At 70.5% G+C, this 21,893-nt stretch carries 23 protein-coding genes and 2 pseudogenes; 11 read left to right on the top strand and 14 right to left on the bottom strand.

All coding sequences use genetic code 11. The features are described from left to right. The first annotated feature begins 72 nt into the window (after window positions 1-72). Window positions 73-1,524: a glycoside hydrolase family 43 protein gene (locus ABGB06_RS30795; protein WP_347595600.1), complete on the top strand. Its 1,452-nt coding sequence runs from the start codon at window positions 73-75 to the stop codon at window positions 1,522-1,524. A gap of 48 nt (window positions 1,525-1,572) precedes the next feature. Here ABGB06_RS30795 and ABGB06_RS30790 read toward each other — a convergent pair whose 3' ends face one another. From ABGB06_RS30790 to ABGB06_RS30780, 3 genes are all read right to left on the bottom strand, one after another. Next, window positions 1,573-2,517 carry an MBL fold metallo-hydrolase gene (locus ABGB06_RS30790; RefSeq protein ID WP_347595597.1) on the bottom strand — a complete coding sequence of 315 codons (945 nt, stop codon included), beginning with the start codon at window positions 2,515-2,517 and terminating at the stop codon, window positions 1,573-1,575. Beyond that, a complete protein-coding gene (locus tag ABGB06_RS30785) occupies window positions 2,514-3,461 on the bottom strand; it encodes a fumarylacetoacetate hydrolase family protein (RefSeq protein WP_347595594.1) in 948 nt (315 codons plus the stop codon). The genes ABGB06_RS30790 and ABGB06_RS30785 overlap by 4 nt, the downstream gene beginning before the upstream one ends. Window positions 3,462-3,558: 97 nt before the next feature. Beyond that, window positions 3,559-4,314 (bottom strand): helix-turn-helix domain-containing protein, encoded by a 756-nt coding sequence (locus ABGB06_RS30780; RefSeq protein ID WP_347595591.1) that lies wholly within the window; start codon window positions 4,312-4,314, stop codon window positions 3,559-3,561. A gap of 231 nt (window positions 4,315-4,545) precedes the next feature. Between ABGB06_RS30780 and ABGB06_RS30775 the strand changes: the two genes are divergently transcribed. The 3 genes from ABGB06_RS30775 to ABGB06_RS30765 are packed head-to-tail and all read left to right on the top strand — an operon-like array spanning window position 4,546 to window position 7,010. Next, window positions 4,546-5,217 carry a DUF4097 family beta strand repeat-containing protein gene (locus ABGB06_RS30775; RefSeq protein WP_347595588.1) on the top strand — a complete coding sequence of 224 codons (672 nt, stop codon included), beginning with the start codon at window positions 4,546-4,548 and terminating at the stop codon, window positions 5,215-5,217. A 30-nt stretch (window positions 5,218-5,247) separates the two neighbouring features. Beyond that, the gene (locus ABGB06_RS30770; protein WP_347595585.1) at window positions 5,248-6,222 is read left to right on the top strand and encodes an ATP-binding cassette domain-containing protein; all 975 of its coding nucleotides are present in this window, start codon (window positions 5,248-5,250) and stop codon (window positions 6,220-6,222) included. Next, window positions 6,219-7,010, top strand: a complete 792-nt coding sequence (locus tag ABGB06_RS30765) for an ABC transporter permease (RefSeq protein WP_347595582.1) — start codon at window positions 6,219-6,221, stop codon at window positions 7,008-7,010. The genes ABGB06_RS30770 and ABGB06_RS30765 overlap by 4 nt, the downstream gene beginning before the upstream one ends. Window positions 7,011-7,125: 115 nt before the next feature. Here the strand turns inward: ABGB06_RS30765 and ABGB06_RS30760 are convergent, their stop codons facing one another. The 5 genes from ABGB06_RS30760 to ABGB06_RS30740 form a co-directional block, all read right to left on the bottom strand. Beyond that, window positions 7,126-7,335 carry a chaplin gene (locus ABGB06_RS30760; protein ID WP_347595579.1) on the bottom strand — a complete coding sequence of 70 codons (210 nt, stop codon included), beginning with the start codon at window positions 7,333-7,335 and terminating at the stop codon, window positions 7,126-7,128. Between the two features lie 254 nt (window positions 7,336-7,589). Then, entirely contained in the window at window positions 7,590-9,227 is a 1,638-nt protein-coding gene (locus ABGB06_RS30755) for an FAD-binding oxidoreductase (protein WP_347595576.1), read from the bottom strand. A gap of 121 nt (window positions 9,228-9,348) precedes the next feature. Further along, window positions 9,349-9,897 (bottom strand): hypothetical protein, encoded by a 549-nt coding sequence (locus ABGB06_RS30750; RefSeq protein WP_347595574.1) that lies wholly within the window; start codon window positions 9,895-9,897, stop codon window positions 9,349-9,351. An 872-nt stretch (window positions 9,898-10,769) separates the two neighbouring features. Beyond that, complete coding sequence (locus ABGB06_RS30745; RefSeq protein ID WP_347595571.1) at window positions 10,770-11,519, bottom strand: GAF and ANTAR domain-containing protein; 750 nt, start codon at window positions 11,517-11,519, stop codon at window positions 10,770-10,772. A gap of 84 nt (window positions 11,520-11,603) precedes the next feature. After that, window positions 11,604-12,251 carry an ANTAR domain-containing protein gene (locus ABGB06_RS30740; protein WP_347595568.1) on the bottom strand — a complete coding sequence of 216 codons (648 nt, stop codon included), beginning with the start codon at window positions 12,249-12,251 and terminating at the stop codon, window positions 11,604-11,606. A gap of 796 nt (window positions 12,252-13,047) precedes the next feature. On the opposite strand from ABGB06_RS30740, the gene ABGB06_RS30735 reads away from it, so the two are divergent. The 3 genes from ABGB06_RS30735 (at window position 13,048) to ABGB06_RS30725 (ending at window position 15,412) form a co-directional block, all read left to right on the top strand. Then, on the top strand, window positions 13,048-13,542 hold the full coding sequence (locus tag ABGB06_RS30735) for an SsgA family sporulation/cell division regulator (protein ID WP_347595565.1): 495 nt from the start codon (window positions 13,048-13,050) through the stop codon (window positions 13,540-13,542). Between the two features lie 361 nt (window positions 13,543-13,903). Further along, entirely contained in the window at window positions 13,904-14,419 is a 516-nt protein-coding gene (locus ABGB06_RS30730; protein WP_347595562.1) for an STAS domain-containing protein, read from the top strand. A gap of 162 nt (window positions 14,420-14,581) precedes the next feature. Further along, window positions 14,582-15,412, top strand: coding sequence for a SigB/SigF/SigG family RNA polymerase sigma factor (locus ABGB06_RS30725; RefSeq protein WP_347595560.1), 831 nt, complete (start codon window positions 14,582-14,584; stop codon window positions 15,410-15,412). A 241-nt stretch (window positions 15,413-15,653) separates the two neighbouring features. On the opposite strand, the gene ABGB06_RS30720 is transcribed toward ABGB06_RS30725, so the two are convergent. The 3 genes from ABGB06_RS30720 to ABGB06_RS30710 form a co-directional block, all read right to left on the bottom strand. Further along, window positions 15,654-16,874 (bottom strand): PP2C family protein-serine/threonine phosphatase, encoded by a 1,221-nt coding sequence (locus tag ABGB06_RS30720; RefSeq protein ID WP_347595557.1) that lies wholly within the window; start codon window positions 16,872-16,874, stop codon window positions 15,654-15,656. A gap of 559 nt (window positions 16,875-17,433) precedes the next feature. After that, complete coding sequence (locus tag ABGB06_RS30715; RefSeq protein ID WP_347595554.1) at window positions 17,434-17,712, bottom strand: hypothetical protein; 279 nt, start codon at window positions 17,710-17,712, stop codon at window positions 17,434-17,436. 110 nt (window positions 17,713-17,822) lie between these two features. After that, window positions 17,823-18,395 carry a DUF5994 family protein gene (locus ABGB06_RS30710; RefSeq protein ID WP_347595551.1) on the bottom strand — a complete coding sequence of 191 codons (573 nt, stop codon included), beginning with the start codon at window positions 18,393-18,395 and terminating at the stop codon, window positions 17,823-17,825. A gap of 285 nt (window positions 18,396-18,680) precedes the next feature. Between ABGB06_RS30710 and ABGB06_RS30705 the strand changes: the two are divergent. Continuing rightward, window positions 18,681-18,950, top strand: a pseudogene (locus ABGB06_RS30705) (transposase); the annotation flags it as partial. 167 nt (window positions 18,951-19,117) lie between these two features. On the opposite strand, the gene ABGB06_RS30700 reads toward ABGB06_RS30705, so the two are convergent. Together ABGB06_RS30700 and ABGB06_RS30695 are read right to left on the bottom strand one after the other, a co-directional pair. Then, entirely contained in the window at window positions 19,118-19,465 is a 348-nt protein-coding gene (locus tag ABGB06_RS30700; protein ID WP_347595548.1) for a hypothetical protein, read from the bottom strand. A gap of 358 nt (window positions 19,466-19,823) precedes the next feature. Then, entirely contained in the window at window positions 19,824-20,375 is a 552-nt protein-coding gene (locus tag ABGB06_RS30695) for a DUF5994 family protein (RefSeq protein WP_347595545.1), read from the bottom strand. Window positions 20,376-20,616: 241 nt separating this feature from the next. On the opposite strand from ABGB06_RS30695, the gene ABGB06_RS30690 reads away from it, so the two are divergent. Beyond that, on the top strand, window positions 20,617-20,748 hold the full coding sequence (locus ABGB06_RS30690; protein ID WP_347595542.1) for a hypothetical protein: 132 nt from the start codon (window positions 20,617-20,619) through the stop codon (window positions 20,746-20,748). A gap of 6 nt (window positions 20,749-20,754) precedes the next feature. Here the strand turns inward: ABGB06_RS30690 and ABGB06_RS30685 are convergent, their stop codons facing one another. After that, window positions 20,755-21,009, bottom strand: a complete 255-nt coding sequence (locus ABGB06_RS30685) for a hypothetical protein (RefSeq protein WP_347595743.1) — start codon at window positions 21,007-21,009, stop codon at window positions 20,755-20,757. Between ABGB06_RS30685 and ABGB06_RS30680 the strand changes: the two genes are divergently transcribed. Together ABGB06_RS30680 and ABGB06_RS30675 are read left to right on the top strand one after the other, a co-directional pair. Next, complete coding sequence (locus tag ABGB06_RS30680) at window positions 20,911-21,162, top strand: hypothetical protein (protein ID WP_347595737.1); 252 nt, start codon at window positions 20,911-20,913, stop codon at window positions 21,160-21,162. The two genes, ABGB06_RS30685 and ABGB06_RS30680, sit on opposite strands and share 99 nt — an antisense overlap. 156 nt (window positions 21,163-21,318) lie before the next feature. Further along, window positions 21,319-21,844, top strand: a pseudogene (locus tag ABGB06_RS30675) (DUF5994 family protein); the annotation flags it as partial. Between the last annotated feature and the right edge of the window lie 49 nt (window positions 21,845-21,893).

The raw sequence follows: 21,893 nt of genomic DNA, 5'->3' as shown, positions 1-21,893 counted from the left end.
CGCCCACCCGTGGACGACCCCGCGGACAGCCACGTGGACCAACCCGTAGACGACAGAGAGGAGAAGAAGCGCATGGCACACGTCGTTTCCCGCCGCGCCGTCCTGTTGACCTCCGCGGCCGGACTGCTGGCCGCCTCGGTCCAGGTGACCGACCAGCGGACCGCGGCCGCCCAGGAGGCGTACACCGGCTACCTGATGGCCCATTTCATCGGCGAGCAGACCGACGGCGAGCAGCTGTACCTCGCCCACAGCGGCGACGGACTGAACTGGACCGACCTCAACAACGGCCGTCTCGTGCTGCGTTCGACGGTCGGCACGCGGGGGGTCCGCGACCCCGCCCTCATCCGGTCACCGGCAGGCGACCGGTACTGGATCATCGCGACGGACCTGCACATCGGCAGCGGCACGTCGTGGGACGACGCCATCAACCGGGGCAGCACCGCGATCGTGGTGTGGGAGTCGACCGACCTGGTGACCTGGTCGGCACCGCGGCTCCTCGACGTGGCGGGCGGCATACCCGACGCCACCAACGCCTGGGCCCCCGAGGCCATCCACAACCCCGAGACCGGCGACCACGTCCTCTACTGGGCGACGATCTCCACCGTCGGCGGGGTGCGGAAGCACCGCATCTGGTACGCGCGGACCAGCGACTTCCGCACCATCACCGCCCCGCGGGTGTACATCGACCGTCCCGGCACCCAGGAGCTCATCGACACCCAGATCATCGAGGTGCCGGACGGCACCGGCGGCTGGCGGTACTACCGGGCCTCGGGCGACGGCCAGATCACGATCGAGGCCAGCGACTCGATCCTCGGCGCCTGGACCCGGCTCGGGGACCTGTCGCACATGGGCATCACCGGCTCCGACGTCGAGGGCCCCATGTGGGCGAGGTTCAACGACCGCAACGAGTGGGCCCTGTGGCTGGACCAGTACTCCAGCGGTCGGGGATACCTGCCGCTGTCGTCCGCGAACCTCGGCAGCACCCGGAACTTCCAGCGGATCAGCTCCTACGACCTGGGCGGCACGCGCAAGCGCCACGGCTCCATCCTCAACCTCACCGCGCCGGAGCAGGCCCGGGTGCTCGACCGCTGGGAGACCGCGCCGACCAACCGGTTGCAGTCGTACAACTTCCAGGACCGGTACGTGCGGCACGCCGACTTCGACGTGCGGCTGGACGCGAACGTCTCTCCCGCCCAGGACGCGCAGTTCCGGCTGATGCCGGGGCTGGCGGACGACTCCGCGGGGCGGGTGTCGTTCGAGTCGGTGAACTTCCCCGGGTACTACCTGCGGCACTCGTCCTTCGACTTCTCCCTGGTACGGGACGACGGCTCCGCGCAGTTCGCCGAGGACGCGACGTTCCAGCGGGTGGCCGGCCTGGCCGACGCCTCGTGGAGCTCCTTCCGGTCGCACAACGTCCCGGACCGCTACCTCCGCCACTCCGGCTACGTCCTCCGCATGGACCAGCTCGGCTCCGGCTCGGCCCAGGCCGACCGCGCGGACGCCACCTTCCAGATCACCTACTAGGGGCCCGCCCGGGCACGCGGGGGTCGTCGGCTGCGGCCCCCGCGCGGCTCAGGCCAGGCAGCTGAGCGGCTTCCCGCCGTTGTAGGCCACCATGTCGGCCAGCGCGGCGTAGATGTCGACGGGCCCGCCGCGCGGCGTGCCGTCGAGCTCGGCGTAGGCGCGGTGCAGGTTGCCCACGATGCGTTCGGCGTCGGGCCACCCGGCGAAGCGGCCGAGATCGGTGTCGCGCGCGGCCTCCAGCGGGGTGACCCCGGCCTCCCGGCCCCGGACGGCGAGATCGGCGACGAAGCGCAGGTAGTCGAGCGTGTCCCGCAGCGGCGCGTCGCCCGCGAACACCGCGCCGTGCCCGGGGACGACGGTGCCGGCGCCCAGCGGGCGCACGACCTCCTCCAGCACCTCGATGGAGCCGGTGACGGAGCCCATCAGCACGAACGGCGTGCCGCCGTGGAACACGAGGTCACCGCAGTAGAGCACGGAGCGCTCGGGTATCCAGACGATCACGTCGTTGGTCGTGTGCGCCGGCGTGCCCACATGCCGCACCTCGACGCGCAGGTCGCCGACGTGCACGGTGACCTGGTCGGTGAACGTGACGAACGGCGGGTCGAGGGTCAGGCCGCCCCACTCCACGTGCTCCCAGTACGGCAGGGGGCGCGGCGGGCCGAACGCGAGCGCCTCCGCGCGCGCCCGCTCGTGGGCGAGGATCGTCGCCGTCGGGAACAGGCAGTTGCCGAACGTGTGGTCGCCGTGGTGGTGGGTGTTGATCAGGGTGCGCACGGGGGCGGAGCTGACGCTGGCGATGGCGCGCTGGTAGGCCAGGGTGCGCTGCCGGGTCGAGCAGGCGTCGACGCTGACCACCCCCTGGGGTCCCACCAGGAAGCCGGTGTTGTTGATCCACCAGGTGCCGTCGGGCTGGACGTAGGCGAACACGCCGTCGGAGACCTCCCGCAGCTCGGGTCGTCCGGGACGGGTGACGTCGTGACGGGCGCTGCTCACGGGCGGGCCTCCTCGTCGGGGGACAGCGGACGTGCCGGACTCCCGGCCAGCACGCGGGCGTCGATCGCGCCGAGCAACTCCCCCGCCAGGCGCACCCGATCGCCCTCGCGGAGATACGGGTACGTCTCCGCGCCGTGCACCCGGGACAGCTCCAGAACGCAGCCGGTGCCGACGGTCCCGCTGCCGATCACGTCGCCGGGGCGGACCCGGGTGCCGCGCGAGGCGTAGGAGACCATCTGCCCGAACGACCAGTACAGGCCGGCCACGTTCCCCCTGCTGTACGTGACGCCGTTGACCGACGCCGTCAGCCCGAGGTCGTAGCCGCGGTCCGCGGCGCGGGGCGCCACCTCGTCGCGGGTGACCAGCCACGGGCCGAAGCTGTGGGCAAAGTCCTTGCCCTTCGCGGGGCCCAGGTTCAGCCGCATCTCGGCGGTCTGCAGGTCGCGCGCGCTCCAGTCGCAGAACAGCACGAACCCGGCGATGTACCGCTCGGCCTCCTCGGGGTCGAGATCGCTCCCCTCCCGGCCGATCACCGCGGCGACCTCCAGCTCGTAGTCCAACGCCGCGCTGCCGGGCGGGATCCGGACGTCGGCCCGCGCGCCGCGCGCGGCGGCGGGGTTGGAGAAGTAGAAGACGGGCTGGCGGTACCACAGCGGGTCGACGGTGAGCCCGATCGCGGCGCTCGCGGTGACCACATGCTCCTCGAAGGACATGAAGTCCCTGATCGACGGCGGTTCGGGAACGGGCGGCAGCAGCTCGACCCCGGCCGCGTCCACTCCCGCGCCCGAGGCGACGGCCGCCTCACCCGCCGCGCGTAACCGTGAGCCGTCGTCGCCGAGCAGGTCCACCAGCCGGCCGACGCCCGGCACCGGGTACAGCGCCTCCCCGCGCCACACCCCGACCCGCTCCTCGCCGTCGGCGGTGCGGAAGGTGCTCCAACGCATGCCTGCTCCCGAAGACGCGACGACCCGTAGTCCTCACCCTCCCCCACCCCCACGCGCCCCCAAACGGCCCCGTTCCCGCGCCGGGGGGCGGGGCTCGCTATTCGTGGTCCGGTGCCGGCCGGACGGTGTCGGCCGGGGGTGCCGGGGTTTTCGCGTAGAGGACCTCGCGGGCCTGTTCGGCGGCGCGGATGATGCTCTCGGCGGTGAAGTCGAGGAAGCGGGCGATGTTCTCCAGGCGGGCGGCGGCCGGGGTGCCGGGGCCGAGGACGGCGACGCCCTGGCGTGCGGTCTCGGCGAGCTGGTTGTTCGACCGGGCGCTGTCGATCATCGACTGGTACCAGATGTCGTCGTCGACGACGTAGCGCTCGCGGCGGCCCTCGTCGCGCTCCCGGCGCACCAGGGTCATGGTCTCGAGCATGGTGATCGCCTTGGAGATGGACGCCGGGCTGACCTGGAGGCGCTCCACGAGCTCGGACGCGGTGAGGCTGCCCGTGTCGCTGGTGTAGAGGCAGGTCAGCACCCGGGACAGCATCTTGGGCACGCCCGACCGCATCAGGACGGTGACGAACGTCTCCTCGTACTCGCGCACGGCCTCGGCGTCGCGTCCGTAGGGCAGCGCCGGCGTGTGCGGCCCCACGGGCGCGGCCTGCCGGCGCCGGTGGGTGCGGCGCTCGGTGGCGCGGTGGGCGAGGTCGGCGCGGTAGGCGGTGGGGCCGCCGTTCCGCATCACCTCGCGCGTGATCGTCGAGGTGGGGCGGTCGAGACGCCTGGCGATCTCCGCGTAGGCGTCACCGTCGGCCAGCCCCAGCGCGATCTGCTGGCGTTCCTGCTGGGTGAGCCTGCCTCCCGGCATCGCGACCTCCTCGGTGCGCCACGGTCTCCTCGGTGCCCTCAGCATAGCGATCACGCGCGGTTCAGCGCAACGAACCGGTCGGCTCACGTTGCGTTGAGTGCCGACCCATTGCAACGATTCTAAGGTGCTCACCTGCAATTATTCAGTTTCTGTGCAACATGCTTGTTGCCAGATCTATGAACGCAACGTAGCTTTTCCAACATCGGAAACAACGAGCCGAAGGACAGAACGATGCAGAAGTTCGACACCCCCGACCCGATCTCCGCCGTCCTCGACATCCCCGCCGGACGCATCCGCTTCATCGCCGCCGACCGGGCCGACACCACGGTCGAGGTGCTGCCCGCGAACGCCGCCAAGAGCCGCGACGTGAAGGCCGCGGAGCAGACCACCGTCGCGTACGCCGACGGCGTCCTGCGGATCGACGCCCCCGCGGCGAGGAACCAGTACTTCGGCCCCTCCGGATCCCTTGAGGTGACCATCCAGCTGCCCGCCGGCTCGGACGTCGAGGCGAAGGCGGCCAGCGCCGAGTTCCGCGTCGTCGGACGCCTGGGCGACGTCGACTTCGAAGGCGCGCACGGCGCGGTCAGGATCGACGAGGCCGCGAGCGTTCGGCTCACCGCCGCCGCCGGTGACGTCTCGGTCGGCCGCCTGGGCGGCCCCGCACAGATCAGCACCCAGAAGGGCGACATCGACATCACCGAGGCGGTGCGCGGCGCGGTCGTGCTGACCACCCAGATGGGCGACGTGTCCATCGGCGCCGCCCACGGGGTCTCCGCCGCCCTGGACGCCGGCACCACCTACGGCCGGATCGACAACGCGCTGCGGAACACCGAAGGCGCCGCCGCCGGCCTGACCATCCGCGCGACCACCTCGCACGGCGACATCACCGCCCGCAGTCTCTGACATCCCCAGCCGCTACAAGGAGCACCTGTCATGACCAACCTGGCCATCGCGGCGAACGGGCTGCGCAAGTCCTACGGCGACAAGACCGTCCTGGACGGCGTCGACCTGGCCGTCCCCGAGGGAACGATCTTCTCCCTGCTCGGCCCGAACGGCGCCGGCAAGACCACCGTCGTCAAGATCCTCTCCACCCTGATCGGCGCGGACGACGGCGTGATCCGCGTCGGCGGGCACGATCTGGCCACCGACCCCCAGGCGGTGCGGGCCGCGATCGGGGTCACCGGGCAGTTCTCGGCGGTGGACGGCCTGATCACCGGTGAGGAGAACATGCTGCTGATGGCCGACCTGCACCATCTCTCGCGGAACGAGGGGCGGCGGGTGGCCGCCGAACTGCTGGAGCGTTTCGACCTGGTGGAGGCGGCGAACAAGCCCGCCGCCACCTACTCCGGCGGCATGAAGCGGCGGCTGGACATCGCGATGACGCTGGTCGGCAACCCGCGGATCATCTTCCTCGACGAGCCGACGACGGGCCTGGACCCCCGGTCCCGGCACACCATGTGGGGCATCATCCGCGAACTCGTCTCCGGCGGCACCACCGTCCTTCTCACCACGCAGTACCTGGACGAGGCCGACGAACTCGCCGACCGCATCGCGGTGCTCCACGACGGCAGGATCGCCGCCGAGGGCACGGCAGAGGAACTCAAGCGGCTGATCCCCGGCGGACACGTCCGGCTCCGCTTCGCCGACCCGGCCGCGTACCAGTCCGCCGCCTCCGCCCTGACCGAAGCCGCCCGCGACGACCAGGCCCTGGCGTTGCAGATCCCCTCCGACGGCAGCCAACGCGAACTGCGCGCCATCCTCGACCGGCTCGACGCCGAGAGCGTCGAGGCCGACGAGCTGACCGTGCACACCCCCGACCTCGACGACGTGTTCTTCGCCCTGACCGCCAACAGCGACATCCCGCCCCAGACCAGCCAGACCAGCCAGACCAAGGAGACCGTCCGATGAGCTCCCTGTCCCTCGCCGTGCGCGACTCCTCCACGATGCTGCGCCGGAACCTGCTGCACGCCCGCCGCTACCCGTCGCTCACCCTGAACCTGCTGCTCACCCCGGTCATGCTGCTGCTGCTCTTCGTCTACATCTTCGGCGACACCATGAGCGCGGGCATCGGCGGCGGCGGCGCCGACCGCTCCGACTACATCGCCTACCTCGCCCCGGGCCTGGTGCTGATGACCGTCGGCAGCACCACGATCGGCACCGCGGTGTCCGTCTCCAACGACATGACCGAGGGCATCATCGCCCGCTTCCGCACCATGGCGATCCACCGCGGGTCCGTGCTCGTCGGGCACGTCCTCGGCAGCGTCCTCCAGTGCGTGCTGAGCGTGATCCTCGTCGGCGCCGTCGCGGTGGCCATCGGCTTCCGCTCCACCGACGCCACGGCGCTGGAGTGGCTCGCGGCGTTCGGACTGGTCGCGCTGTTCGCCCTGGCGCTGACCTGGATCGCGGTCGGCATGGGCATGGTCAGCCCGAACGCCGAGGCGGCCAGCAACAACGCGCTCCCGCTGATCTTCCTGCCGCTGATCTCCAGCACCTTCGTCCCCATCGACGCGATGCCCGGTTGGTTCCAGCCGATCGCCGAGTACCAGCCGTTCACCCCGGCCATCGAGACCCTGCGCGGCCTGCTCCTCGGCACCGGGATCGGCCACAACGGATGGCTCGCGATCGCCTGGTGCCTCGCACTGACCCTCCTCGGCTACCGATGGTCGAAGTCGACCTTCAACCGCGACCCGAAGTAACCGCGATGGCAGCGCGGGCCCACCCCCCGCAACCCCATCCGCCCCAGGGCGGCGTACCCCGACACCACGTCGGCGTACGCCGCCCCTCGGCGTTCCCGGCCCGGGACCGGGGCGATCAGTCCTCGTTGTTGCAGGCCTCGATGTGCTCCGGCGACAGCACCTCGATGGGGATGGCGATGGCGTTGCCGCCGGAGGTGGAGATGCACTGCTGGGCGTTCCAGCTGTGGCCGAGGTGGACCTCGGTGTCGGCCACGGCGGGGCCGGCCATGGCGAGGACGCCGCCGGCGGCGAGGGCGAGGGCGGTGAGTGTGGTGCGGATGCGCATGAGGGTCTCCCCGAGCGTCAGGCGGGCCGCCTGGTACGGCCTGCTTTCTGGCGAGGGCTGCCCCACCGACCCGTCATCCACGTGCGGAGTCACCCGGTCGAGCGTCCGGCCTCACCCGATTGGCCTACGACACGTCGCGCGGGGCGAGGTGCGAGACGCGCTGGTGCGACAGGCGAAGGGCGGCCCCGGCGTCGCGTGTGGTCCAGCCCTGTCCGGTGAGGGTGCGGGCGGCCGTCCGGGTGGTGCCCTGGGCCCTACTGCCGTGTGGGGCCGACGGACAGGGCGTGGTGGAAGACGTTGTGCGGGTCCCAGCGGTGCTTGACGCGTTGCAGGCGGGCGTAGCCGTCCTTGAAGTACAGCTCGTGCCAGGGGGTGCCCGAGGCGTTGTGGCGCGGGTCGGCGAGGTCGTTGTCCGGATAGTTGATGAACGTTCCGTCGTCGTCGGCGCCGGCCGGGACGCCGCCGGAGGCCGCGTACACGTCCGCGTACAGCTCGCGGATCCACCGCAGCTGGCGCGCGTCCTCCCCGGAGCCCTGCCAGCCGGCGAGGAAGCCGACGAGGAAGACGGAGTCGCGGTGCGGCATCGCGGTCGCGCCGGGGGAGACGGCGTTGACCCGGCCGCCGTAGGTGTTGACGAACACGTGGCCGTACGGGCTGGCGGGGTCGGTGAGGTACCGGTGGAGGGTGGCGAGTTGGCGGTCGGTGAGGCCGCGGCGCCGGTAGCCCGACTTGATCTTCATGCGGCTGTCGTACGGAACGGGCTCGCCGCCGCTGCCCAGCATCGCGGCGGTCAGCCACGGCACGGTCACGGCCTGCCGTACGGGCCGCGCGCCGACGCCGGACGAGAGCGCGCCCTCGAGGTCGTCGAGCAGTCGCAGCGCGGCGGCGCCCTCCGCGGCGACCTGGCCGGCGATGCCGATGGTCTCGCCCGGCGCGGCGGCGAGGACGAACTCGCCGTAGAGCGGGGCCGCGGGGGAGCCGGGGGCGGAGTTGCGCTCGCCCCACCGGCCGTAGTTGCGCATCAGCGTGACGAACGCGGTCTCGTCGAGGTCGGCCCAGCGCCAGTCGAGGGAGTAGCTGAGCACGGTGGCCGGGGGACGGGGCAGCAGCTCGCCGGGGTCGGCGCCGCGGGGGGCGTCGGGGGAGCGGAACCAGTAGCGGGTGACCACCCCGAAGTTGCCGCCGCCGGCCCCGGTGTGCGCCCACCACAGGTCATGGTGGGGGTCGGTGCGTTCCCGGGTGGCGACGACGCTCCTGGCCCGTCCCGAGCGGTCCGCCACGACGACCTCGACCGCCTGGAGGTGGTCGACGGTCAGCCCGTACATCCGGCACAGCGCGCCGTAGCCGCCGCCCGCGATGTGGCCGCCCGCGCCCACGTCGGGGCAGGTGCCGCCGGGGACGGTCACGCCCCAGCCCAGGAACAGCCGCCGGTAGGCCTCGCCGAGCGTCGCGCCGGGCTCGACGGAGAAGGCGTCGCGGCGGGGGTCGTAGCCCACGTCGCGCATGCCGGCCAGGTCGATGACGACCTCGGTGGACGGATGGTCGACGAAGTCCTCGAAGCAGTGCCCGCCACTGCGCACGGCCACCCGCCGCCCGGTCCGTAGGGCGTCGTCGACGGCCCGTACGACGTCCTCGGTGGAGCCGACGAGGCGGATCTGGTCCGGCTGGCTCGCGAAGCGGTGGTTGTAGCCGCGTCGGGCCAGCGAGCGGTAGCGCGGGTCGTCCGGACCGACGGTCACCGGGCCGAACGCGCCGTCGCCCGCCACCGTTGCCGGCGCGGCGGGTGCGGCCCGCGCGGCGTCCCACCAGGAGCCGGCGAGCGCGGCGGCGGGCGCGGCCGAGGCGGCCGCGGCTCCGGTGCGCAGTAAGTCGCGCCGGGTGGACTCGGACATGGTGGACCTCCGTGCGCCGGAAGGACGGGCCTACGACGCTAGGGACCCACCGCTCGCCGCGACATGGCCCTACCACCCCGCCGCGGGGTGTACCCACCACCCGGAGCCGCCCGCCCGTGGGCTACCGGCAGGTGTGCCGTTCGAACCGGGTCCGGGCGGCCTGGTACTGCTCCCGCACGTAGCCCTCGCGGAGGTGGCTGCCCCAGCGGTAGTGCTCCTGGTGGCCGCACCGGGAGCAGACCAGCTCGGGCAGGTCCTCCGGACGCTGGTCCGCGAGGGTGATCGCATGCTTGGGCATGCTCCAGGGAACGCCGTTGCCGTGTCCGGTGACGCCGACCTCCTCGGCGGCGGCCGTGCCGAGGTTCCAGGCGAGAGCGACGGCGAAGGGCAGGGCCAGGAGTGCCCACGGGGCGCTGCCGGTGACCACGGCGACCAGGGTCGCGACGGTCAGCACGAGGCCGCCCCAGGCCCCCACCCGCCATCTCGCCTGGCGGCGCCGGGTGGCCGCGACGCTGTGCGCGGTGAACGTCAGCTCCTTGTCGCACACCCGGCAGCGCACCGCATGCCGCGTCGCGGGCTGCCCGTCGTCGGGCCGAACCACCTCCCAGGGGCTGCCCTGGTACTTCCAGGACACGGTGGAGGACCCGGTGGGGCGCCCCCAGAAGTTCATCCGATGCGACACCGTCGCCTGCTGCCTCCGTGCGACATTGAGCGGCACGCCCAACCCCCCTGTGTATGCGTGACGTTGAGTCGATTCTCGGAGCTGGGGCACGGTCGGTCAACGGCCGTGCGCGGCTCGTGGCCGCGGATGGCACGGGGGCCGGGGGCGGTCGTGTGTCCCCACCTTGGTGAAGATCCTGCGCGAGCACGTTCACCGCGGAGGACTTCAGGCCACGAATCGGTCTCTTGCGGGGCGAACGCGGCGGCGTTCCGATGGGCTCCGTGACCGCCGAGCCCGTGCCGGGGCCGCGCGGACGTGCCGACCCCGGCGGGGTGCGACGCGCCGCCGGGCCGGCGCGTCTATGACCTGTGCCACACCCGCCCGTCCGGCCGTGGGTGTGACGGAGGTGCGCCGAGGTGGCCAGGGCCGCACGGGGCGCGGCGCGGCACCGGTGCCCCGGCCCGCGAGCGTCCAGCGCTCCTGGCTCGTCCCGCCGGCGCCTCGGAGGGTCCTTCGAGGAGGTCGCTGACCTGCGGAAACGCGCGCGAAAGAGAGCCCGGTGATCGTGTGCCCCCGGCAGGACTCGAACCTGCGGCCAAGTGCTTAGAAGGCACCTGGCCGACACGATTTCACGACTCGCTGACCAGCATGTACCCAGGGATTCGCTCGGGTTGGCGATTTTTTCGTCGCGTATTCGACGCTGCCGAACTTCCGAAGCCCTGGCCGTGGGTGCTTCTCCCGGTCTGAAGGCAGAACCGGGACCGGATCTCCACCCCCCCGCTCACGGGGAACGGGTCGGCAGTGAACCGCTCTGCTTGTTCGTCCCCGGACCACCCCCGCTCGCGCGGGGAACGGCGACAGGGGACGGGGCCCGGCGGGGATCAGTTTGCCGCGGGGGGCGCCGACGCGGGGTTGGCGGGCGCCGCGAGGCCGGACAGCACCGCGTCGTCTCCTCCGGTGACCCGTCGGGCGAGGGCGGACAGGTGCTCGTGGTGGGCCCGCGCGTGATTACGGAGGACCGCGAAGGCCTCGTCCATCGGCAGGTTCAGCCGTGCCGCGATCATGCCCTTGGCCTGTTCGATGATGATCCGGCTGGTCAGTGCGTTCTGTAGCTGGCTGGTGAGGGTCGTCTGCTCCTGGTGGTTGCGCTGGGACAGGATGCTGATCGTGGAGATGTCCGCAAGCGCCTGTCCGACGTGCCGATCGGCGTCGGTGAGGGTGTGGGTGCTGTTGTGGAAGAGGTTCAGGGCGCCGATGATCTCCCCGCGCAGCCGCAGCGGCAGCGCGTGGACCGCGATGAAGCCGGCCGCGCGGGCGGCCTCGGTGAAGTGCGGCCAGCGCGGCTCGTCAAGGTCGGCGTTGACCACCGGCTGTCCGGTACGGAAGCAGTCGACGCACGGGCCCGCGTCCGTCTGCGTTTCGAACAGCTCCAGCAGCCGGGCGTTCTCCGAGGAGGCGGCAGCGGGCCACAGCCGACCGCGGGGGTCGACCAGCATGAGGCCGGCCGCGTCCACGTCGAGGAGTTCCACGCAACGACGGGCCAGGGTGTGCAGGAAGTCGATGAGGTCGAAGTCGTCGACCAGGGTGTCGGCGAGTTCGACGAAGGCCCGGGTAAGTCGCCGTTCACGCATCGCGCACTCTCCTCACCACTCGTGGGTGTCGCCCACGAGGAACGCTACCGGTATCACTGGCATGCGTCGCACCACCAGCCCGTCTCACCGGTGTTCGGTGAAGTTCAGCCTTCCCGCCACGACGTCGGCGGCGACGTCATTGATCGGACGGCCGCTTCCGAAGGCATGAGCCCGCAGCCGTGCCAGGGCCTCGGCCAGTCCGGTTTCGAGCTGAACAGCGATCATCCCGGTGGCCTGGTGGACCGCCGCGCGCAGATCCACCGCCCCTGCGTCGGCGGACAGCCTCAGCAGCCGCGCCGTCACCGCATCGGCCAGCACCAGCCCGTCGATCAACTCCACGGCCCCCAACGGGCCCGGCGCGTCGCGGTAGACCTCCAGCACACCCAGGCCGATCGCGCCCATGCGCAGGGGGAAGGCGAACAGCGCCCGCACCCCGAGGTCGTGGGCGGCGATGGCGAATACGGGCCATCTCGCGGGGGACGTGCCCACTTCCGGTGCCAGCACCAGAACACCGCGCCGTGCGGCATCCACGGAGGGCCCTTCTCCCAGAGTGAACCCAAGGTCCTGCAGGGCGAGGCTGGTCGTGTCGCCGGACCAGATCGTCTCGGCGCCATCGGCACTGGTGCTGATGCTCGCGCTGAGACTGGTCGTCCCCAGGACGCCCGCTGCCCGGCCTGCCAGCGAGGCGTTCAGACCGGCTCCGCGGGCCAACAGGGCGAGGACCGCCGCCATGCGCTCACTGACCAATGCCCTCGTCTCCCGCCTGGCTTCCGGAGTGGCCGATCGATCGCGCCCTGACCGGCTCACGCCCCGGCCGCGCCGTAGCCACTGTTCCCCCGGCCCTGCCAACCCCCACGTCACGACCGAAGACGAGGTACGTCCAAGGGGACCCGTTCGTGGACAGTCGCCCGCCACGGCCCACGGAGCACCCTACGGGCAGGGGACCGGGAACGTGCCGGCGCGGAAGCACAGCCGGTGGCCCCAGCCGCGGAAGGCCGTTCCCTCCCGGTCGGTCGGCGACGTCCACCCGAGCGCCACGTCCGGTTTCGGGGGTGCGTCGCGCGCTGTACACGCCAGTCCGCCCACGGTAGTCTGAGTGCCAGTCGCCCCGGACCTCGGCGGCATTCCGCCCGAAGAGGATCCGCCCGGACACAGGTCTCCTGACAGCAGATCGCTGAGTGCTTCCGAGAGGCAGCCGATCGGCCTGAGCCGTCCTCGATGGTGTCCGTTCGGGCCCATGGCCTCCAGCCATCGGTAGCAGCCACGGTGAGTCGCAGCGCGTGCGGCACGTACGGAACTCCCACTACGCCGCCGGCACGCGATGCCGCTCTCGCCCACCTTCAAGGTCCATCCGCCGCGCCTGGCGTCCAGGGACTCGGTGTCGGACGGGCGACACGGCCGAAGCACGTGGCACATCCGAGGTGTTCGGGGGCAACGACCGGTCGACCCTGGCAGTCCCAGCCCGAAGGAGGCGTCGCATAAGCGTCATCAGGGCTCGGGGCAGGAGCCAGACAAGGATGCGTGAACCGTGAGCAGCACCGACAAGGAGCCGGCAAACGGTGCGGCAGGCCGAGCGGAGCACCTCGAAACCGTGGTCGTGGAAGATGAACTGGAGCTGACCCTGGTGCTGTCCGACTGGCTGACAGCGCCGGTACGCACCTGTTTCACCTATCGCACGGACGACCCCTACGCCGTCCATCTGCTGTTTCGGTTCGACTTTCAGAAGCCCGTGCGATGGGTCTTCGCCCGCGACCTGCTGACAGCGGGGATGTCCGACCGCGCGGGTATCGCGGATGTGACCGTCCGGCCCTCGAGTGACTGTTTCCTGACGAGCCTTTCCCTCGCCTCCCCGCACGGCCGGGTGGAGGTGGAGGCGCCAACGCTGTCCCTGGCCACGTGGCTGGCACGCACCCACCTGGCCGTCCCGGCGGGGCATGAGGACCGCCATCTCGACCTCGACGCCGCGGTGGAACGCCTGCTGCGGGAGCCGGGGCCGCCCCCGCCTGCGATCGAGGGCGGTTGAGAAGGAGACGGCCGGACAGCGGCACGGGCACCACGATGGTCACGGCACCGAAGTGTCCACGGGGCGAGCACGCGCGTGGGGTGTCCACCGGCTCCCGACGCAACACATCGGCCGCCGCGGCGACCGACCGGGCGGCGCCACCCCCCACCCGCGCAGGGCCCATCCCCTCGTGTGGACGCACCGCACCCAACCCGACCTCACCTCCACGGAAACCGGACTCATCGCCTCCCCCAGCCATTCCGGTGGCACCTGCACCGCGTGATGGCGGTGGCCGAACAGAGCCGGCCCGCCGACCCCGATCAAACGCACGTCCTCACATGGGGGCGCACCGCTCCTGGCGGGCTCCCGGAACCGAGGCACCATGCCTGTCCCGAAGACCCTGATTCTGCACCGACGCGACAGCCGGAGCCGGGCGTTGATCACCCTGTCCGGTGAGATGGACCTGCATTCGGCACCGGTGGTGCGTGAGTCGCTTGCGCGCTGTCTGCGCGACGGCGTCCGCGTGATCGACATCGACCTCACCGACGTCACGTTCTGCGACTGCCATGGTCTTGGCGTCTTCCTCGAAGCGCGGCGGCACGCCATCGCGAACGGAGGATCTCTGCGCCTGCACCACCCCAGCCCCGCACTGAGCCGGCTCCTCGACCTCGCCGGCGTCGGCCCTCTCCTCCTTGGCCCCCGATTCCTTCTCATGCCGCTGGCCGCGTTGAGAGGCCGACGCGGAAGTCGGTCGAACGGACCGCCGCGCGCCACAGCCCCGGACCCTGGCACGAACGCCGCCACCGGGTCGGCACAGGTCGCGCCGCCGGGGAGTGTGACGCTCCTCCCGGCTTCGACAACACAGGCAGATGAGGGAGTGACGTTTCCGCACCAATAGGTATACCAGGGGTTTTGCGGCCGTCACCTCGGGCAGGCGATAGTCGTGCTTCACCTGGAGGCACATCCGTGGGAGAGGTCTGTGGCCCCCCGGGGGAGTTCCGGTCTTGGAACGCTTTCACGGCGAAAGGGCAAGTTTCGCCGAACTGGAAGCGTGATTCTCATGACCACTGCGCAAATACCGCGACCGTCGCGACGAAAGCACCCCCACCACGATGCCCCCGACACCATCGAGGCTTTCCATCACCTGGCCCGGCTGGAATCGGGCAGGCAGCGCGAAGCGCTGCGCGAGGAACTCGTCCGCGCCTGGATGCCCATGGCCGCCCGCCTGGCCCGCCGCTTCCGCAACCGCGGCGAGGCTCTCGAAGACCTGGAACAGGTTGCCTACCTGGGCCTGATCAACGCCGTGAAGCGCTATGACCCGGAACTGAAGACGGCATTCGAAAGCTACGCCGTACCGACCATCGTTGGGGAACTCAGGCGACACTTCCGTGACCACTCCTGGGGAGTGCACGTCCCCCGCCGGGCCCAGGAACTACGCAACCGGGTCCGCACCGCCCACCACGAACTGTGCCGCTCGCTGGACCACCAGCCGAACGTCACGCAACTGGCCCGGCAAACCGAACTGACCGAAAGCGAGGTCCGCACCGGCCTGGAAGCCATGGATTCATACTCCCCGCTGTCCCTGGACGCGGAAATCGCCAGCACCCCCGGCGACGGCCACTCCCTCCTGGACTTCCTGGGCAAGACCGAGACGGCCTACGACCAGGCACTGGAGCGCGAGGCAGCCGCCCCCTGTCTGCGCAAGCTCCCCGAACGCGAACGACGCATCCTCCACCTACGGTTCTACAAAGGCATGACCCAACGCGCCATCGCCGACGAACTCGGCATCTCCCAGGCGCACGTCTCCCGCCTGCTTACCCGCACCTGCACCCAGCTCCGCCAACAGGTCGAACGCCCCGTCACCCGACCCACTGCCGCGCCAGGTCCCTGAAACCAGCCAACGAACCGGTCGGCCGCGCCGCCCCGAAACCGCAGCGATGACGAGGCTGGTGGGCCGGGACGCGGGTGACCGGCCGGTCACGGTGGGCCGGCGACAGCCGAGGAGCCCCAGCGGTTCACCGCCTGCGAGTTCGTCGGACCAGCCTCAGCGGCGACGGCGCGGCAGGGGATCGGCGAGGCGATGGCAATGGGCTGTCCGCGTGCCATGCGGTCAGGTTGGTTCAGTCAACGGTTCATCTGGCGTCGCCGCCGCGCCATTCGAGCAGCAGAAGGGTCGCGTCGTCGCTGGTGGTCCCGCCCCTCATCTGTTTGAGGGTGCTGGACAGGGCGCGCACCACCGCCCGGACTCCGCTGCCCTCGGCGCTGACGCGGTTGACCCAGTCGATGAGACGCGCTTCACCGAACTGGGCGCCCCCCGCCACGTGTTCCTCGATCACGCCGTCCGTGAAGAACAGCAGTCGATCCCCGGGCCTGAGCGACACCTCGCTGATCTGAGGTGCCTCCCCGCCGAAGCCGACCGGCAGGGTGGTGGCGCTCAGCAGTTGGTGCTTCACCCGACGATCACGAATCAGCAGCGGCGCCGGGTGGCCGGCGTTGACCCACGTGAGATCACCCGTAGTGATGTCCAGGCGCATCATCTGCGCGGTGAGGAAGTGATCGGGACCGAACTGCTGGGCGATGGCCTGATCGAGGTACGTGTAGATCTGAGACAGGTCGATGTCGGCACGCCTGGCGTGGCGGTAGGCGCCGATGGCGACGGTCGCCATGGTGGCCGCGTCCAGGCCATGTCCCATCGCGTCCACCATCGCCACGTGCAGGATGTTGTCGTTGAGGGCGTAGTCGAAGCTGTCGCCTGCGACGTTGTAGGCGGGTTCGAGGATGCCGGCCAACTCCACCTGCGGAACGGACATCGACAGCGGCGGCAGAAGCGACCACTGGATCTCCGCGGAAACGCTCATCTCCTCGGTGCGGCGTGCCTTGAAGAACTGATCGGTGTAGGCGTGCTTGGTGACGATGATGTCGGCCACCAGGCCGGCGAGTCGGCGCAGCAGCCGGCGGTCGTTGTCGTCGACGGTGTCCAGGGTGAGGGCCATCACGCCCACCTGGTCGCTGCCGTCCAGCAGCGGAAGGAACATGCGGATGCCGTCGTCCTGAGGCGTCTCGACGGCGGTCGCCCGCAGGAAGGCGGTGCCGGCGTCGGAGCCGTTGACCGGCTGGGGTTCGCCGACCAACAAGCGGTACCCGGGCAGCGGGACGAGGACCAGTTGGCTGTAGTCCTGCAGCAGGATGGAGACGTCACGACCGCCGACGTTGGCCACCTCCTCCGCGATCAGCGGCGCGATCATCTGCGGCGGCATCTCGTGGGCGCGATCCAGGAGCACTCCGAGGAGCCGCTCACCGAACCCCTCGGTCCGGTCCACCTGCTGCTCTGGCGAGCGGTCAACGGACGACATCGTCGTGCTCCCTCGGCCTGGCCGCCCTCCCGCTGCTGATCCGCCAGAGATCTCGCCGGCCTCGCACGGCAGCACAGGATGTGCCGTTCGCACCCACTCGGACCCGTCCTTCGCCCATCTCGCATCCCGTCGCCTGCCCACTCACCTGCCGGTGGGTAAACGGGACCCACACAATCACGATCGCTCGCACAGGGAGACGTAGGCCCTCGGCGTGGCGGACTCATGCCCCCTAAAGCAGCATGTCATCACCCTGCCGGCGACCTTCACGCCTCACGCCGCGGCACTCCAAGCAGGGCAGGCAGGGAACATCCGCCAGTCAGGTATCGCACTCCGGCCCACACCTCTGGAACACGGGGCGATCGACCCTTTCCGTGACGCTTCGCCGTGCATCCCGTCAGGCACGACGGGAGACATCGAGAATCAGCAATAAGTCCGCCATTCTCAGAAACTGGTTCTCGACCAGGTGATTCATGTGGGTGGTTCGACGTTCCAGGAGAAGAAAAACAGCGCCATCTCACACCCGCCGCCCCCCGGCGGCGGGTGTGAGATGGCGCTGGTGTCAGGTTCTCGGTAGAGGCCATATGCACCGGGCCCCCATCGCCCGGTGACCGACCGCCTGAGGCAGGATCCCTACGGCGGGCTGTGGGGTGCGGGTTGTGTCCACGGTGAGGTGCAGGCGGGTGCCCGTACCGGTCTCACCCGCAGGGAAGCTGCGTTGCTCCGTGCTGGCGAACCAGGCCCGCAGTAGCTGCGCCACCTGCCGCGCGACCTCGGGGGAGGCCGCGGTGATGCGAACCTCCGCGAGGCCCTTCGCGGGAAGACTGGGGTCGTGAGTCATGAGTGATTCCTCTGGGGTCGTGTCGCTGTTCGGCCGCGCGGCCGGCGTCCGCCGAAAGCCGCGCGCGTTGTGTTCCGCCCCGACGTGCGGATTCTCCGAAGGACACCCGGTCATGTCGCCGCGGTCAGGCCGGTCGCGAGCGAGGCGGGGCGTGTCCCTGAGGCGCCGCCCTCGTGCTCCCAGCTCTCAACGGGATCCTCCAGCCGGTCGACCGTCGACACGTCCCGGCGGGACTCCTCGTCCGCGACGAGCGTGCTCGCCGTGCTGAGCGGCTCCGCCGTGTCGCACGCCGCGGCCATCAGCCGCGCCGCCGAGGCCGCGCTGGCCTGCGGCGGAACCACCAGCAGGTCCCAGCGGCCGACGGCGTAGGAGCGCAGCAGAACCTGATGGGGGTCAAGTGTCTCGGAGAACCAGCCCACCTTGATCACGTGCCCGTGGACCGCCACTTTGCGCGGGATGACCGGCCAGAACCGAGGGTTGACCGCGATACGGGTCACCCGTCCCCACCGGGGATCCAGCACCTGGGCCAGAACGGGAAGTTCCCGGGACAGGTCCCGGGAACGTGGCCACCACGCCCCGTCCAGCAGCCCTCGATGGGCGTCGGCATCCTTCAGCTGGAGACGCGCGGGGGAATCATTGACATGTTCTCCCGGAAACGCGAGGAAATCGGTCGTCGCGGACATGGGTTCAGACCCTGTCTCCAGCCCTGCGCAAAGTGGAGGCCGGCATTGTCTTTCATCAAGAACGGCGCCCGCATGAAGGCCGACGTACGACAGACTCTCGACTGCTCCAGGGTACTCCTTTTTCGGGCGGAACGGGTCGCTTTATCGGCGTCAATTTCCGTTGCACTGAGGATTTCTTGGCGTCGGCGGAGGGGACGGGTTCACCACGTTCATCAGGCAGGGGCCAGCACGTGCCCGGGGGTCGTCCGACGGTTGAGAACACCCGGGTAGGAAGTCACCTCGTTCCCGAGGATCAACGTCGAGATCCGCCACATCGTGTGCACCACCAACGCGATCGAGAGCCTCAACACCCCCAGCCACCGAGCGGTCACGGTTCGCGGGCACTTCCCCGTCGAGCGAACCGCGCTGAGGTGCGTCCCCATGCCGATCACCCCTGGGCCCGACCGGAGCTGCCGCGCACACACGCTCCCTGCGGATCGTGCGCTGCCAGGTCCCGGTCCAGGCGGCGTTTCCCCCCGGCTGACTCGCCGGGGCACTGACCCGCACCCTGGCTGAGATCACCGAACGCCTGCTGCCCCCACGCCGCCACCGGACCTGCCCCCGAGTGATCAAACGCGAGATGTCCAACTGGCCGCTCAAACGAGCCGAGCACCGCAACCGGACACCACCCGCACCAGACACCGTCACCCGACAAGGCGCAACCTAAGTCACCAGCTTTGCACCTAGATGTGGAGCAGTCTCTGGGTGATCTCCCGGTACTGCCTCAGTGCGTGCCGAAGTTCGTCGGACTGTGCGTCGGGGTTCTGGTCCTGCCAGCCGGCGCGCAGGAGACGCCGTCGTTCCGCGAGGACGTTCACGAGTTGGGCGGTGGCTTCGTCATAGGCGCTCTCGGCCTCTTCCAGCGCCTCGATCGGGGTGTCGGCGAAGGTGTTGAAGGCGTGCCGGAGGCGCTGGACGATCTTGTCCAGTTCGTCCGACGGGAGCAGCGGCTTCGGGCTCGGGCTGCGGCGTCCGGCCGGGCCCGGAGTCTGGCCGGCGGATTGCCGGGCGCGTGTCTGGTCGTACATCATCGGGGGCCGCTTCCGTTTCGCCTGAAGGCGTCCTTGGTCTTCTCGACGGCCTGTTTCAGGCTTCCGGAGACGCGGTCGTTGCTGCCTCGGCGTTGCAGTCGCCTGTTGCGGGTGACCCCGCCGAGCTCTTCCGTGATCCTGCCCTTCATCGTCTGCGCCTGGTTCCTGATACTCCGTGCAACGGGCATGGTCGGCCTTGCTGTTGTCCGGTGGGTGGGTTCTCGCGGGGACTGGGCGAGGCGGAATGGCGGAATGCTTCGCCGTGTGTTCCGGAGTTGCATGGCCCGGCACCGTGCGGCCTTTCCGCGTCCGGCGACGGTCCGTGTCAACGCGGTGGCCACGCGTCCGGGTTGCCTCGTTACGGCCGGGGCGGTGGCGCATATGGTCGCATCGACGCGGCCAGCCGGTCGGGCCGTCCGGTGTCGGCGTCGTGCGATGTGGAGGGGGCGTCGACCTGTCCCGCCGTCATGAGAGCGGTCGCGGTCGACTGCGGGGCGGTGCTCGCGCTCGCGGCGGCCATCAGCCGGGCGGCCGAGGGGGCGGTGGCCTCCGGAGGTATCACCAGGAGGTCCCAGCAGCCCGACGTTCCGGACAGCAGCAGGATCTTGTGCGGGTCCAGCTCCGTGGTGAACCAACCGACCTTCACCACACGGCCGTTGACGAAAATTCGTTGCGGGATGATCGGCCAGTAGCGGGGGTTGACGGCGATACGGGTGATCCGCCCCCACAGCGGGTCCAGTACGTCGGCCAGCGCGGAGAGTTCGTGGCTCAGTTCACGGGAGCGGGGCCACCAGGCGCCGTCCAGCAGGGCTGGTGCGGAACCCACGGGAGCCAGCGACAGACGGGGCGAGGACGAGGAGGACCAGTCAACGGCTTCGAGCGTCGGCGAGGGGGAGATGGTCGCGGTCATGACGCGGACCCTGAGCCTTTTCCAACCTCAGGCTGCCGGCCTGAGGTTGGAAAAGGCTCCCTGCCCGGGGCCGGCCGCAACCGGCCCGGCGTAATCGATCGCCGAAAACGACACGGCATGGAAGCCGGTGCGCGAAGTATCTTCGGTAGTTTCAGCGTACTCCCCGGGCAGGCCGACGGACCGTACGGTCAACGTGCGTCTCTGCCTGGAACCGCCGGAATTCAGCAGAGCATCGTGGGATGTGACCGCCGTGGTCACTGTCTTGGCTCACCTGCGCCTGTCCGAACTCGCGGCACAGATCATCTCCGGCGCCTTCGACAGTACGGTCATCCCGGCGCCGGTACCGGACTGGCACGACGGCCGCCTCGGCTGACCGGCGTCAAGTCTTCGGCGCTGCCCGGTCGGTACCGGTGTTGATGAGGATCTGTTCGGCTTGCGTGATGTTGTCGGCGCGGACGGCTTCGGCCATCGCGGTGCGTGCGGCCTCGGGCGTCGCGTGCGGCGGGATGACAAGGAGGGAGACAACGAGGTCGTCATACAGCCCAAGGAAACTCCCCCGGACGGACACGCCGACGTACGTATCGTCGCCGCCTCCTCCGAGGTCGCCCGTCGGGTCGCGGAAATTCTCCGTCACTGCTTCGCCACCACAGAACAGCGCAGCTATCCCGCGGACGCCGAGGGAGGGACCCGCCTCCAGCTCACCGTGGACACCACCAGCGCGACAGAACCGGCGCGGTCCTGGCTGGAGACCAGCCGTTCCTCGGGCAAGGACGGCCGCCGGAAGTGAGGGTATCTCCGGGAGCGGTCTGTTCGGCCACTTCGGGGAGTAACGTGAACCCATCGGGAGCACTTCGCGCACCGGCCCCGATACCGGTGTCGTTCCTGGTGAGCAACGGCACCGGGCAACTGCTCACGCGCAGGGGTTCGGAGACGGGTTCGCACGATGTCCGCGATCACCGACCATCTCTCGCCCCGCGTCGTGCCCTTCAGGGCCCCGACCGCACGCCTCGCCCTCAAACCCGTGAGCCCCGCCCCGGGAGAGGTCGAGCTGGACGGCGCCTGGTGGCCCCGCTCCCGTGAACTGAGCCACGAACTCCCCTCCCCGACCGCCGTACTGGACCCGTTGTGGGGCGGGTCACCCGGGTCACGATCAATCCCACCCACTGGCCGGTCGTCCCGCGCACGGTGCCCGCCGCCGGGCACCGTGGTGAAACGTGGGCTGGTTCTTGTCCGAGCAGGACCCGCACGAACTGCTGCTGCTCTCCTACCGCGTGGACCGCTGGAACCTCCTGGGGGTCCCGCCGCAGACCACTCCCGTCACAGCCGCCTGGCTGATGGCCGCCGCGAGCGACCCACTGGGTACGTCGACCGCGAGTTGGTTGATGGAGGAGGCTGCGCGCCTGCGGATGGTGTCCGAGACCGACCGGGCCGTGGAAGCGGTCTGGGACTCCGAAGGAGGACATGAAGCCCGCGAGCCGGCCACAGGTCCACGGATCCCGGCCGTCACCGCCCCGCTGT

Origin of the sequence: Streptomyces sp. B6B3 (assembly GCF_039871525.1) — a bacterium.
Classification (GTDB): domain Bacteria; phylum Actinomycetota; class Actinomycetes; order Streptomycetales; family Streptomycetaceae; genus Streptomyces.
Note: the sequence above shows the minus strand (reverse complement) of the source record. Positions and strands in the feature narration are given on the sequence as shown.

Excerpts from the sequence above, each read along its gene's own strand:
- ABGB06_RS30795 (WP_347595600.1), top strand. The coding sequence starts at position 73 with ATGGCACACGTCGTTTCCCGCCGCGCCGTCCTGTTGACCTCCGCGGCC.
- ABGB06_RS30785 (WP_347595594.1), bottom strand. The coding sequence starts at position 3,461 with ATGCGTTGGAGCACCTTCCGCACCGCCGACGGCGAGGAGCGGGTCGGG.
- ABGB06_RS30780 (WP_347595591.1), bottom strand. The coding sequence starts at position 4,314 with ATGCCGGGAGGCAGGCTCACCCAGCAGGAACGCCAGCAGATCGCGCTG.
- ABGB06_RS30775 (WP_347595588.1), top strand. The coding sequence starts at position 4,546 with ATGCAGAAGTTCGACACCCCCGACCCGATCTCCGCCGTCCTCGACATC.
- ABGB06_RS30770 (WP_347595585.1), top strand. The coding sequence starts at position 5,248 with ATGACCAACCTGGCCATCGCGGCGAACGGGCTGCGCAAGTCCTACGGC.
- ABGB06_RS30765 (WP_347595582.1), top strand. The coding sequence starts at position 6,219 with ATGAGCTCCCTGTCCCTCGCCGTGCGCGACTCCTCCACGATGCTGCGC.
- ABGB06_RS30760 (WP_347595579.1), bottom strand. The coding sequence starts at position 7,335 with ATGCGCATCCGCACCACACTCACCGCCCTCGCCCTCGCCGCCGGCGGC.
- ABGB06_RS30755 (WP_347595576.1), bottom strand. The coding sequence starts at position 9,227 with ATGTCCGAGTCCACCCGGCGCGACTTACTGCGCACCGGAGCCGCGGCC.
- ABGB06_RS30750 (WP_347595574.1), bottom strand. The coding sequence starts at position 9,897 with ATGAACTTCTGGGGGCGCCCCACCGGGTCCTCCACCGTGTCCTGGAAG.
- ABGB06_RS30745 (WP_347595571.1), bottom strand. The coding sequence starts at position 11,519 with ATGCGTGAACGGCGACTTACCCGGGCCTTCGTCGAACTCGCCGACACC.
- ABGB06_RS30740 (WP_347595568.1), bottom strand. The coding sequence starts at position 12,251 with ATGGCGGCGGTCCTCGCCCTGTTGGCCCGCGGAGCCGGTCTGAACGCC.
- ABGB06_RS30730 (WP_347595562.1), top strand. The coding sequence starts at position 13,904 with ATGCCTGTCCCGAAGACCCTGATTCTGCACCGACGCGACAGCCGGAGC.
- ABGB06_RS30725 (WP_347595560.1), top strand. The coding sequence starts at position 14,582 with ATGACCACTGCGCAAATACCGCGACCGTCGCGACGAAAGCACCCCCAC.
- ABGB06_RS30720 (WP_347595557.1), bottom strand. The coding sequence starts at position 16,874 with ATGTCGTCCGTTGACCGCTCGCCAGAGCAGCAGGTGGACCGGACCGAG.
- ABGB06_RS30715 (WP_347595554.1), bottom strand. The coding sequence starts at position 17,712 with ATGACTCACGACCCCAGTCTTCCCGCGAAGGGCCTCGCGGAGGTTCGC.
- ABGB06_RS30710 (WP_347595551.1), bottom strand. The coding sequence starts at position 18,395 with ATGTCCGCGACGACCGATTTCCTCGCGTTTCCGGGAGAACATGTCAAT.
- ABGB06_RS30700 (WP_347595548.1), bottom strand. The coding sequence starts at position 19,465 with ATGATGTACGACCAGACACGCGCCCGGCAATCCGCCGGCCAGACTCCG.
- ABGB06_RS30695 (WP_347595545.1), bottom strand. The coding sequence starts at position 20,375 with ATGACCGCGACCATCTCCCCCTCGCCGACGCTCGAAGCCGTTGACTGG.